This is a genomic window from Myxococcus sp. RHSTA-1-4 (assembly GCF_020037125.1).
Lineage (GTDB): Bacteria > Myxococcota > Myxococcia > Myxococcales > Myxococcaceae > Myxococcus.
In genome coordinates this window covers 106,438-118,781 of record NZ_JAIQDG010000013.1, presented here as the reverse complement: position 1 = coordinate 118,781, position 12,344 = coordinate 106,438, and the positions used below count along the sequence as shown (strand labels likewise).

General features: G+C 69.5%; 10 protein-coding genes. 3 read left to right on the top strand and 7 right to left on the bottom strand.

Features of this window, described 5'->3' with window-relative positions:
- Positions 1 to 114: 114 nt before the first annotated feature.
- Positions 115 to 1,935, bottom strand: a complete 1,821-nt coding sequence (locus K8638_RS19020) for a long-chain fatty acid--CoA ligase (RefSeq protein WP_223755972.1) — start codon at positions 1,933 to 1,935, stop codon at positions 115 to 117.
- Positions 1,936 to 2,018: 83 nt separating this feature from the next.
- On the opposite strand from K8638_RS19020, the gene K8638_RS19015 reads away from it, so the two are divergent.
- The 3 genes from K8638_RS19015 (at position 2,019) to pyk (ending at position 4,910) form a co-directional block, all read left to right on the top strand.
- A complete protein-coding gene (locus tag K8638_RS19015) occupies positions 2,019 to 2,399 on the top strand; it encodes a hypothetical protein (RefSeq protein WP_223755971.1) in 381 nt (126 codons plus the stop codon).
- 107 nt (positions 2,400 to 2,506) lie between these two features.
- A complete protein-coding gene (locus K8638_RS19010) occupies positions 2,507 to 3,292 on the top strand; it encodes a bifunctional nuclease family protein (protein ID WP_223755970.1) in 786 nt (261 codons plus the stop codon).
- 217 nt (positions 3,293 to 3,509) lie between these two features.
- Entirely contained in the window at positions 3,510 to 4,910 is a 1,401-nt protein-coding gene (pyk, locus tag K8638_RS19005; protein ID WP_223755969.1) for a pyruvate kinase, read from the top strand.
- A 56-nt stretch (positions 4,911 to 4,966) separates the two neighbouring features.
- On the opposite strand, the gene K8638_RS19000 is transcribed toward pyk, so the two are convergent.
- The 6 genes from K8638_RS19000 to lepA form a co-directional block, all read right to left on the bottom strand.
- Positions 4,967 to 5,632, bottom strand: coding sequence for a hypothetical protein (locus K8638_RS19000; RefSeq protein WP_223755968.1), 666 nt, complete (start codon positions 5,630 to 5,632; stop codon positions 4,967 to 4,969).
- A gap of 15 nt (positions 5,633 to 5,647) precedes the next feature.
- Positions 5,648 to 6,772 (bottom strand): glutamine-hydrolyzing carbamoyl-phosphate synthase small subunit, encoded by a 1,125-nt coding sequence (gene carA, locus K8638_RS18995; RefSeq protein WP_223755967.1) that lies wholly within the window; start codon positions 6,770 to 6,772, stop codon positions 5,648 to 5,650.
- Positions 6,772 to 8,085 carry a dihydroorotase gene (locus K8638_RS18990; RefSeq protein WP_223755966.1) on the bottom strand — a complete coding sequence of 438 codons (1,314 nt, stop codon included), beginning with the start codon at positions 8,083 to 8,085 and terminating at the stop codon, positions 6,772 to 6,774. Before K8638_RS18990 ends, carA begins: the two co-directional genes overlap by 1 nt.
- Positions 8,082 to 8,975: an aspartate carbamoyltransferase catalytic subunit gene (locus tag K8638_RS18985; protein WP_223755965.1), complete on the bottom strand. Its 894-nt coding sequence runs from the start codon at positions 8,973 to 8,975 to the stop codon at positions 8,082 to 8,084. The genes K8638_RS18990 and K8638_RS18985 overlap by 4 nt, the downstream gene beginning before the upstream one ends.
- 85 nt (positions 8,976 to 9,060) lie before the next feature.
- Positions 9,061 to 10,317, bottom strand: a complete 1,257-nt coding sequence (gene lepB / locus K8638_RS18980; RefSeq protein ID WP_223755964.1) for a signal peptidase I — start codon at positions 10,315 to 10,317, stop codon at positions 9,061 to 9,063.
- Positions 10,318 to 10,320: 3 nt separating this feature from the next.
- Positions 10,321 to 12,132: a translation elongation factor 4 gene (gene lepA / locus K8638_RS18975; RefSeq protein WP_223755963.1), complete on the bottom strand. Its 1,812-nt coding sequence runs from the start codon at positions 12,130 to 12,132 to the stop codon at positions 10,321 to 10,323.
- Between the last annotated feature and the right edge of the window lie 212 nt (positions 12,133 to 12,344).

The following is a 12,344-nucleotide window of genomic DNA, read 5'->3' as shown; positions in this document are numbered from 1 at the left end:
GGCCTGAAGTGAGAAGGGGCGAGGGACCGGAAGGTTCCCCGCCCCTTCTGCTTTCCCGGGCCATGGAGCCGCGGCCCACGGGAGGGAGCCGCCCTCCCCTGCCGTTGCCGCGTGTCAGCCCGCCTGGGCCGCGTCGTGCTTCGGCTCCGCGTAGAGCGACTCGATGATGGCGGCGTACCTGGCCTCCACCACCTTGCGGCGGACGCTGAGCTTGGGCGTCAGCTCGCCGCCGTCCACGGAGAACTCCTTCCCAATCACCGCGAAGCGCTTGATGGTCTCGAAGCGGGAGAGCTTCGGGTTCACGTCGCGCTCCACCGCGGCCTGGAGGAGCTGCTGCAGGCGCGCGTCCTGCGCCAGCACGGCCGGGTCCTCCGGCCAGCCCTTCTCCTTCGCCAGCTCGCGCGTCTTCTCCGCGTCCAACACCAGCAGGGCCACGAGGTAGTTGCGCCGGTCGCCCACCACCAGCGCGTTGCCCACGCCCGGCAGCGACTTCAGCAGCTCCTCGATGTTGCCCGGCGCCGTCTTCTTCCCGCCGGAGGTGACGATGATGTCCTTCTTGCGGCCGGTGATCTGGACGTAGCCCTCCGCGTCCAGCTGGCCCACGTCACCCGTGTGCAGCCACCCGTCCTCCAGCAGCTCCGCGGTGGCCGCCTCGTTCTTGTAGTAGCCCATGCAGACGTTGCCGCCGCGCACGAGGATTTCCCCGTCCTCGGCGATGCGGAGCTCCACGCCCAGCATCGCGCGGCCCACCGAGCCCAGCCGGGTGTGGTCCTCGGTGTTGACGGTGCCCGGGCCCGTCACCTCCGTCATGCCCCACACCTCGTGGAGGACCATGTCGATGGAGGCGAAGAAGTCCAGCACGTCCCGGCCGATGGGCGCCGCCGCGGTGGCGAAGAACTCCACCCGGTCCATGCCGATGCGCGCCTTCAGGGGGGCGAAGACGAGCCGCTGCGCCAGGCGGTAGCGCGCCTCCAGCAGCAGGGGGAGCCGCTCGTGGCGCATGTGCCGGGTGTGGCGCTCCAGGGCGATGCCGCGGGCCCACTCCACCAGCTTCCGCTTCATGGGGGGCTGGGCGTGGAGCCCGGCCTCCGCCTTGGCCTTGAACTTCTCCCACACGCGGGGCACGCCGAAGAAGAAGGTGGGGTGCACCTCCTTCAGCGTCTCCGGCATCGTCTCCACCGACTGCGCGAAGTACACCTGGGCACCAATCATCAGCGGGCAGTGCAGGGAGATGATCTGCTCGGCGATGTGGGACAGCGGCAGGTAGGAGATGAGCGAGGGCGGATTGTCCCGGCCGAACTGCACCGACTCCACGAGCTGCCGCGCCGTCCACACCAGGTTGTGGTGGCTGAGCATCACCCCCTTGGGGTGGCCGGTGGTGCCGGAGGTGTAGATGAGGGTGCCCATCGCCTCGGGCTCGAGCGCGTTGACACTGTCCCAGTAGGGCCCCTCGTCCACGCCGGTGCCCCGGGCGAGCACGTCAGCGTACGTCAGCACCCCCTCCGGGAGGGGGGACGGCGCGTCCATGACGATGAGGTGGCGCAGCTTCGGCAGCCGCTGGCGCAGGGCGAGTCCGGTGCGCAGGTGCTTCTCGTTCTCCACCACCAGGATGCCGGCCTCGCAGTGGCCCAGGATGTACTCGAGCTGGTCCACCGAGCTGGTGGTGTAGAGCCCTACCGGTACGCCGCCCATGGCGATGGTGCCCAGGGCCGCCACGTGCCACTCCTCGCGGTTGAAGCCGAGGATGCCCACCGGCTGCCCCGCGCCGGCCCCCAGGGCGTGCAACCCCAGCCCGAAACGGCGCACCCGCTGCGCGTACTCGGCCCACGAGGTAGGCACATAGGCGCCACCCTTGCGCGTCCACATGGCCGGCAGCTGCTCCTGCTGCGTGGCCCGGTCGTGCAGCGCATGAACGACGGTCTTCGGTAGTTCCATACCCAAGAGGCTAATGGATGCGTACCGGCGCCCGCCAGCCGTGCGCGCGTCTCTGACGTTGACAGCTGGATGGAGTGCTTTGTATGCCGCGCCCGACCATGAGCATCGACTTCACCTGCCAGAAGTGCGAGGCGAGCTTCGAGCTGGACGCCCAGGACCTCATCGAGGGCACCGAGAAGATCGTCTGCCCCCACTGCGACGCGAAGGCGCCCGCGAACTTGACGGAGGACTTCGTCGCGGCGCTCTCCGAGATGCGCGCGCAGATCGCCGCACTGGACAAGAAGTTCGCCGTCTCCATGACGCTCGAGTCCGTCGACGTGGAGGACACGCTCGACGACGATGACGTCGACGAGGACGAGGAGGAGTCGGACGAGGACGACGACCTCGACGAGGATGAGGACGAGGACGTCGACGACGACGAGGACTACGACGACGAGGACGAAGAGGACGACGACCGCCGCTGAAGGTCGCCTGCCCGCCCTCCAGCCCGGTGAGCGCCGACGCGCCACCGGGCCGGCCACGCCCGGAACGGCGCCCTCCCGGGGGGGACCCGGGTGCGTAGGTTAAGGGTGTGAAAACGCCCAACCGCGCCACCCTCTTCGTTGCTCCTCTCTCCGCAATCGTGCTGGCGCTGGGAGGGCTGCTTCTCCTGCCAGCTTTCAGCTCACAGGGTGCCATCGCGGCGTCCGTCACGAGCGCGGCCGGGGAGCCCTGCATCACCAACGAGGGGGACGACCCGAAGGCGTGCACCGAGCTGGTGGACCTCGAGGTCCAGGACGTCGTCCCGCTGATGGAAGCGCAGACGCACGCCGTCGTGCTGACCACCAAGGACCGGGCCATCGTCCTGCCCGTCTTCGTGGACGAGGCCTCGGCGGTGTCCATCGCCTTCCGGTTGGCCGAGAGGGCCCCGCCCCAACCGCTTGCCCAGGACCTGCTGGACGACGTGGTGAAGCAGCTGGGCGGACGCGTCACCGAGGTCCGCATCGACGACCTGCGCGACAACATCTACTTCGGCCGCCTCTTCCTGGAGCAGGGCAAGCGCAAGATGACGCTGGACGCCCGCCCCTCGGACTCCATCGCCATGGCGCTCACCAGCCACGCCCGCATCCGCGTCACGCGCAAGGTGCTGACTCTGGCCGGCATCAGCCGCGAGGAAATCGAGAGCCTGCAGGAGGGCGGCCCCGGCGTGGGCGGCAGCGGACCGGGGGACCTGATGGAGGAGCCCGCCCCCATGCCCATCCCCGGCCTGCCCGGCGCTCCGGACTCCCAGCCGCCCATCGACATGGACATGGAGTCCATGCCGCCGGGCCACCCCACCCTCACGCCCAGGGGCACGGGCAAGGAGATCGAGCTCTAGCGCACGGGCCCTCCCCGGGAACTGCCAGACTCGGACGCAAGAAAGCCCGGCCCCCCCTCCCAGGGAAGCCGGGCTTTCTCTCTCCAACGTCGAGAGCACGCAAAGTGGCCACGAGGGCACGCCGGTGCGGCGGGCGCCTCGTGTAGGGCGGAAGAAATAGTCGCCAGTGCGCGAGGCTGTCAAGCCGGCCACCCGGCCGCCTAGGATGCCCGCGCATATGCGCAAGGCGAAGATCATCTGCACCCTGGGGCCGTCCTCGGACACCCCGGAGGTCATCGAGGGCCTGATCCGCGCGGGGATGAACGTGGCGCGGCTGAACTTCTCCCACGGCACGCATGAGGAGCACCGCCAGCGCGTGGCCACCATCCGCAAGGTGGCGAAGCGCCTGGGGATGCCGGTGGCCATCCTCCAGGACATCCAGGGCCCGAAGATCCGCCTGGGCAAGTTCGAGGGCGGACAGCTCACCGTGAAGACGGGCCAGACGGTGACGGTGACGACGCGCGCCGTCGTGGGCCAGGGCACCGTCATCCCCACGCCCATCAAGTCGCTGGTGAAGGACGTGGTGCGCGGGGACGACGTCCTCCTGGACGACGGCCGGGTGCGGCTGCGGGTGCTGAAGGTGTCGGGTCCGGACGTCACCTGCCGGGTGGAGGTGGGAGGCCTGCTGAAGGACAAGAAGGGCCTGAACCTGCCGGGCTCGCCCATGTCGGTGCCCACGATTACGCGCAAGGACGCGGAGGACCTGGCCTTCGGCCAGGAGGTGGGCGTGGACTACGTGGCGCTCTCCTTCGTGCGCACCGCGGCCGACATCCACAAGGCGCGCGAGCACGTGAAGAAGAACAAGACGCCCCTCATCGCCAAGATTGAAAAGCCCCAGGCGGTGGAGTGCCTGGAGGCCATCGCCGCGGCGGCGGACGGCATCATGGTGGCGCGAGGCGACCTGGGCGTGGAGATGCCGCTGGAGCAGCTCCCGGCCATCCAGAAGCGCATGGTGCGCGAGGTGAACCGCCAGGGCGGCCTGGTCATCGTCGCCACGGAGATGCTGGAGAGCATGGTGGGCAACCCCCGGCCCACGCGCGCCGAGGTGTCGGACGTGGCCAACGCCATCCTCGACGGCGCGGACGCGGTGATGCTGTCGGGCGAGACGGCGGCGGGCCGCTACCCCACCGAGGCCGCGGCCACCATGGCGCGCATCGTGGAGGAGACGGAGCGCGGCGTGGTGCGGCACCTGCACCACTCGCCCTTCGAGCGCTCGGAGGACCTGGGCACCGGCGTGGCGGCGGCGGCGGTGGCGGCGGCGACGCAGCTCAACATCGAGACGATTGTCGCGTACACGGAGAGCGGCCACACCGCGCGCCTCATCTCCGAGTTCCGGCCCCAGGCGCGCATCATCGGGCTGACACCGAACGAGGCCACGGTGAACCGGATGGCGCTCTACTGGGGCGTGACGGGCCACCAGGTGGGGCGGGTGACGTCCACGGACGCCATGCTCCGGCAGGTGCGCAAGCTGTGCCACGCGGAGGGCATCTGCAAGCCGGGCACGCCCGTGGTGGTGGTGGCCGGGGTGCCGCTCAACGAGCCCGGCAACACCAACCTGATGAGCATCCACCGCGTCTGAAGCAGCGGACGCCCTGCCCCGGCCCCTCGCTCACACGCGGGGGCCCGGGCCGGACCTCAGAGCACCTTCTGCTCGAAGTCGTAGAGCTTCTCCACGGGGAGCTGGCGGTAGCGCTCCACGTTGAGGGCGCGGCGGGCGCACTCCCAGACGAGCTCGTTGGGCGTGCGCTCCGGCTCCTTCTTCTTGCGGCGCTTCACCTCGGCCTTGATGGCCTTCACGGCGACGCGCGGGTGGTAGCAGAACGCGGAGGAGAACAGCAGGTGCCCGCCGAAGGGGATGAGGCGGGCCTCGATGATGTCCCCCGTCTCCAGTCCGGCGATGTGGCGGCGCTCCGTCACGTCGAAGTCCTTGCCGGAGTACAGCTCGCGCAGGCGGACTTCACCCTTGCCCAGCTTGCGGACCTCGAAGAGGCCATGGACGGTCTCCGTGAAGCTGCGGAAGGCGTTGGCCTCCTCGGGAGGCGCGTTCGCCAGGCGCTGCTCGTACAGCTCCGCGGCCGGCGTCCTGCCGGTGAGCGGCGAGACGCGGTCGTAGAGGTAGTAGTCGAGGAACGACGCCATCCGCAGCTCGAACAGCTTGTCGTCCTCGAACACCTCTCCCGTCAGGCGGAAGTAGTCCGCCTTGGCGGCGAGGAGGTCCTCCTTGCGGGGCTCCTGGCTGCCAAAGGCGATGAGCTGGTCCAGGTACGGCTGATACGAGAGCGGTGACAGCGGAGAGTCCATAGACGGTGCGCCATCCTACCCCGCCATCAGCTTCGCGAACCGGCCGAAGAGATAGCGCGCGTCATGCGGGCCGGGCGAGGCCTCGGGGTGGTACTGCACGCTGAAGGCGCGCGCGTCGGGGACGGCCAGGCCCTCCACCGTGCCATCATTGAGGTTGATGTGGGTGACGACGGCCAGGCCCTTGAGGCTGGCGTCGTCCACGGCGAAGCCGTGGTTCTGCGCGGTGATCTCCACCTTGCCCGTCGTCAGGTCCTTGACGGGCTGGTTGGCGCCACGGTGGCCGAACTTCATCTTGTACGTCCGGCCGCCCAGGGCCAGGGCCATGATCTGGTGGCCCAGGCAGATACCGAACACCGGAACCTTGCCCAGCAGGGCCGCCACGGTGCGGTCCGCGCCCTTCACCGCGGCCGGGTCGCCAGGGCCGTTGGCCAGGAACACGCCGTTCGGCTTGCGCGCGAGCACCTCTTCCGCCGTGGTGTTGGAGGGCACCACCGTCACCCGGCAGCCCGCGTCCACCAGGAAGTGGAGCATGGACTTCTTCAGGCCGAAGTCATAGGCGACGACCTCGAAGCGGGGCGTGGGCGGCGCGTGCATCTCCCCCACCCCGGTGAACACGTCCGGCGACGGCGTGGTGAAGGTGTACGGCGTCTTCGTCGACACGCCGGTGGCCAGGTCCAGGCCCTCCATGCCGTGCGCGGTGCGGGCGCGCTCGACCAGGGCGGCGTGGGAGTGCCCCTCGCTGGAGATGACGCCCATCTGCGCGCCGTGCGTGCGCAGGTGGCGCACCAGGCGGCGGGTGTCCAGGCCCTCGATGCCGGCCACGCCGTGGCGCTTGAGGTACGCGTCCAGCGACTCCCTCGCGCGCCAGTTGGAGGGCTGCTCCGCGAGGGCACGCACCACCATGCCCACCGCGTGCACCTTGGAGCCCTCCTCGTCCTCCGGGTTGGCACCGACGTTGCCCATCTCCGGGTACGCCATGGTGACGATCTGCCCGACGTAGGAGGGATCCGTGAGGACCTCCTGGTAGCCGAACATGGACGTGTTGAAGACCACCTCACCCACCGTCTCGCCGACCGCGCCAAAGGCCCGGCCCTCGAAGGTGGTGCCATCCGCCAGCGCGAGCACTGCCCGCTTCGTCATCACCGCGACTCCTTGCTCAGGCCGACCTGGCCGTTCTCGAAAACCTTGCGGCCACCCACCCACGTCTGCACGACACGGCCCTTCTGCTTGCGTCCGTGGAAGGGCGTATTCCGGCTGCGGGAATAGAACCGGTGGGCGTCCACCGTCCACTCCTCCGAGGGGTCCACCACGGTGACGTCCGCCGGGGCCCCGGGGGCCAGGTGACCGCCCGGCAGGCCGAACGCCTTCGCCGGCCCGTGCGTCAAGAGCTCCACCGCCCGGTTCGGGGTGAGCACGCCCGCGTGGACCAGCTCCATCGTCAGCCCCAGGGACGTCTCCAGCCCGACGATGCCGTTGATGCCCTTCTCGAACTCCACCAGCTTGTCCAGCACGCCGTGCGGCGCGTGGTCCGTGGCGATGGCCTCCACCGTGCCGTCGGCGATGGCCTCGCGCAGCGCCTCCACGTCCCGGTCCGAGCGCAGGGGCGGCATCATCTTCGCGTGGGTGTCGTAGCTGCCCACCGCCCGGTCATCCAGGATGAGGTGGTGCGGCGTCACCTCGGAGGTGACGCGCAGGCCGCGGCGCTTCGCCTCGCGGATGAGGCGCACGCTGCCCTCGCAGGACACGTGCGCCAGGTGCAGCCGGGCGCCCGTCTCCTCCAGCAGCACCAGGTCGCGCGCCACCATGGACACCTCCGCCGAGGCGGGAATGCCGCGCAGGCCCAGGCGCGTGGAGGTGGGGCCCTCGTGCATGGCGCCCCCGGCGGACAGCGTCAGGTCCTCCTCGTGGACCATGACGGGGACGTCGAACTGGGTGGAGTACTGGAGCGCGCGCCGCATCAGCGCCGCGTTCATCACGGGGCGGCCGTCGTCGGTGATGGCCACGCAGCCGGCGGACACCAGCTCGCCCATCTCCGCCATCTCCTCGCCCTTGAGGCCCTTCGTAATCGCCCCGGCGGGATACACGTGGCAGAGGTTGGCGGCGCGGGCGCGCGACAGCACCAGCTCCGTCACCATGCCGTTGTCGTTGACCACCTTGGTGTTGGGCATGGCCACCACGGCGGTGAAGCCGCCCGCCACCGCCGCGCGGCAGCCGGTGAGGACGGTCTCCTTGCCCTCCTCGCCCGGCTCGCGCAGGTGCACGTGCAGGTCGATGAAGCCCGGCAGCACCCACTTGCCGTGGGCCTCCACCACCTCCGCGCCCGGGGGCACGGGCAGCGGGGCCTCGGACACCTCGGCCACCTTGCCGTCGCGCACCAGCACGTCGCGGACGCCATCCACTCCATTGCGCGGGTCGATGACCCGCCCCCGACGGAAGAGCACCGTGGAGCTCATGACGCACACACCTCCAGGATGGCCCGCCGCACGGCCACGCCGTTGGACACCTGCTCCAGGATGACGCTGCGGGGCCCGTCCGCCACCGCGGGGGCAATCTCCACGCCGCGGTTGATGGGGCCGGGGTGCATCACCACCGCGCCCGCCTTCATCCGCTCCTCGCGGGCCGCGTTGAGACCGAAGAGGCGGGAGAACTCGCGCGTGGAGGGCAGGAAGTTCTCGCTCTGCCGCTCGAGCTGCAGGCGCAGGCACATCACCGCGTCCGCCTGGGGCAGCACCGCGTCCAGGTTGTGCGTCACCTCCGCGCCCATCGCCTCCAGCCCCGGGGGAATCAGCGTGGGCGGACCGCACATCACCACGCGCGCGCCCAGCGCCTTGAGGCAGAGGAGGTTGGAGCGGGCCACGCGGCTGTGCAGCAGGTCGCCCACGATGAGCACCGTGCGCCCGTCCAGCGAGCCCCAGCGCTGGCGCAGCGTGAAGGCGTCCAGCAGCGCCTGGGAGGGATGCTCATGGGTGCCGTCACCGGCGTTGATGACGGCGCAGCGCACGTGCTTCGCCACCAGGTGCGGCGCGCCGGAGGACTTGTGCCGGATGACGATGGCCACCGGCCCCGTCGCCTCGATGTTGCGCGCGGTGTCCAGCAGCGTCTCGCCCTTGGACACGGACGAGCCCGTCTGGGTCCAGTTCATCACGCTCGCGCCCAGGCCCTTGGCGGCCATGTGGAACGAGGTGCGCGTCCGGGTGGAGTCCTCGAAGAAGAGGTTCGCCACCACCTTTCCGCGAAGGACGTGGGTGGTATCCGGTTTGCCGGGCAGGTGTGCCTGCGCCCTGTCGAGCAGTGCTTCCAGCTCGTCCCGGCGCCAGCCTTCGATTCCGAGGAGGTGTCTCATGGCCGGGGCCGCCGCGTACCCCGCGCCGCACGGCGCGTCAAGCACCGTGCGCGAAGCGCCGGGCCGGCTGCCCGCGGGGTGTGCGTCAGCGGACCGGCTCGAAGAAGCGGTCCACCCGCAGGCCGGTGCCGCCGAAGAAGCCGTGCAGCAGGCCGTGGTAGCCCAGCGACAGCCACACCACCATGGCCTTGCCCTTGATGTGGCCGTACGGGACGTACTCCGCCCTACCGTAGCCGGTGACGCCCAGGCCGTGGCGGCTGTCCGCGCTGTAGTCCCGGTGGTCGCCCATGACGAAGACGTGGTCCGGAGGCACCTCGTAGGGGCCCTCGCGGTTGGGCATGCGCGACATCTCCTGGAGCATGAGGTGCTCCATGTCACCCAGCTTCTCCCGGAAGAGCGTCTCCTGCTGGTCGTACCAGCGCCCGTCGTCCGTGATGTTGTTGACGGTGTAGTCGGCGGCCACGCGCTCGCGCGTCTGCGGCTGGCCGTTGATGTGGATGACGCCGTCGACGATCTCCAGCTTGTCGCCGGGCAGCCCCACCACGCGCTTGATGTAGTCCTTCGACTCGTCCACCGGGTTGTTGAAGACGATGACGTCCCCTCGCTCCGGCGGCCGGACGATGACGAACGGCACCACGTTGGCGAAGGGGACGCGCACCCCGTAGATGAACTTGTTGACGAAGACCTGATCGCCAATCTCCAGCGTGGGCAGCATGGAACCGGACGGAATCCGGTACGGCTCCACGATGAAGGTGCGGATGACCAGGGCGATGAGCAGCGCCTTGCCGAAGCCGCCCACGAAGTCCAGGGCGGACTGCTTGCGGTAGGGCCCCAGGTGCTCCGCCGTCAGGTCCTCCAGCCCCTTCAGCTCACGGCGCAGCCGCTCCGGGTCGGCCTCCACGGACGCGGACTCCACTCGCAGCGCCTGCTCGGTGATGCGCTCGGGGACGTGTCCGCCCAGCTTCTCCCGGACGTGCGGCTTCTGGAGGATGCGCTCGTTCTCGGAGATGAGCTCGTGCGCCTCGTGGCGCAGCCCGCGCAGCGCCTTCTCCTTCGGGGACACGTTGCGCCACACCAGCAGCGCCACGAAGTACGCCACCATCAGCAGGCCCAGTCCCTTCATGGCCGGCTGCGCCCAGGCGGCCGCCGCGGGCACGTACTCGATGAGGACGGTGTACGGGATGAAGGCCAGGCCGATGATGCACAGCGGCGCCCAGAGGCTGGTGAGCAGCTCGCGCCACAGCAGGAGGCGGCGGGCGCGGAGCTGCTCGGGCGTGCGGCGGGCGGCCATCGCCGCGGCGAGCTTCACGGGAGGGGTGGCGGAGGGACTGGCCGCGTTCATGGACTACTGCTCCGTCTTGAGGACCGCGAGGAAGGCTTCCTGCGGGATGTCCACCGTGCCGACCTGCTTCATGCGCTTCTTGCCCTCCTTCTGCTTCTCCAGGAGCTTGCGCTTGCGGCTGATGTCACCGCCGTAGCACTTGGCGAGCACGTTCTTGCGCATGGCGGAGATGGTTTCACGGGCGATGATCTTCGCGCCAATCGCCGCCTGGATGGCCACCTCGTACATCTGCTTGGGGATGACTTCCTTCAGCTTCTGGCACACCTCGCGGCCGCGCAGGTAGGCGCGCTCGCGGTGCACGATGACGCTCAGCGCGTCCACCGGGTCCCCGTTGATGAGGATGTCCAGGCGGGCGAGGTCCGCCTCCTGGTACCCGGACAGCTCGTAGTCGAGGCTGGCGTAGCCGCGCGACACGCTCTTCAGCTTGTCGAAGAAGTCGAACACCACCTCGGCCAGGGGCATCTCGTACGTCACCTGCACGCGCTGGCCGGTGCTGCCCAGGTACTTCATGTCCTTCTGCACGCCGCGGCGGTCCTGGCACAGCTTGAGGATGGCGCCCAGGTGGTCGTTGGGGACGTGGATGTGGCAGGTGAGGATGGGCTCCTCGAACTTCTCGATCGTCTGCACCGGCGGCAGCTTGGCCGGGTTGTCCACCAGCAGCGTCTCACCCTTGCTGGTGGTGATGCGGTACACCACGCTGGGCGCGGTGGTGATGAGGTCCAGGTTGTACTCGCGCTCCAGGCGCTCCTGGACGATCTCCATGTGCAGGAGGCCCAGGTAGCCGCAGCGGAAGCCGAAGCCCAGCGCGGTGGAGGACTCGGGCTCGTACGTGAAGGCGGAGTCGTTGAGCTTCAGCTTGGCCAGCGCGTCGCGCAGGTTCTCGTACTCCGCGGAGTCCACCGGGAAGATGCCGGAGAACACCATCGGCTTCACTTCCTGGAAGCCGGGGAACGGGGCGTCCGTGGGGCGCGCCTCCTCGGTGACGGTGTCGCCCACCTTGGCGTCCTGCAGCTCCTTGATGTTGGCGACGAGCACCCCCACCTCGCCGGCCATGAGCTGCGACACCGGGCGGGAGAACGGGCTGAACACACCCAGCTCCTGCACCTCGAAGACCTTGTTGTTGCTCCACAGCTTGATCTTCTGCTTGAGCTTGAGCGTGCCCTCCAGCACGCGCACCAGCGTCACCACGCCCCGGTAGTTGTCGTACCAGGAGTCGAAGATGAGGGCCTTGAGGGGCGCGTCCGGTGAGCCGCTCGGGGGCGGCACGCGCTGCACCACCGACTCGAGGATCTCCTCGATGCCGATGCCCTCCTTGGCGGAGGCCGGCACGGCGATGGAGGCGTCGATGCCGATGACGTCCTCAATCTCCTCCCGGGTGCGCGCCACGTCCGCGCTGGGCAGGTCGATCTTGTTGATGACCGGGATGATCTCCAGGTCGTGATCCAACGCCATGTAGACGTTGGCCAGCGTCTGGGCCTCGACGCCCTGGGACGCGTCCACCACCAGCAGGGCTCCCTCGCACGCGGCCAGGCTGCGGCTCACCTCGTAGGCGAAGTCCACGTGTCCCGGGGTGTCGATGAGGTTGAGGACGTACTGCTTGCCGTCCTTGGCGGTGTAGTTCATCCGCACGGACTGGGCCTTGATGGTGATGCCCCGTTCGCGCTCGATGTCCATGTTGTCGAGGAACTGAGCCTGCGCCTCGCGCTTGCTCAGCGTCCCCGTCTTGTCGAGAAGGCGGTCCGCCAACGTCGACTTTCCATGGTCGATATGGGCGATGATGCAGAAGTTGCGGATGTGCGCGTTTTCAGCCGGCATGTTCGGGGCGCTCGTCGGAAGAAGCGGGCGTGAGTAACAGGGAATCGCGCGAAAATCTACGCGCGAACGCCCGCCTCGCGAGCAACCCGTCAGGGGAGCCCGTTTGTTCCCCGGCTGTCACGAGCGCCCGGAAGCACCCCCGCCCCACCTCCCCCCGAGCGCCCAGGCGCGGCAAATGCCCTCCCCCGCCGTCCGCCCGGGCTACACGGGGC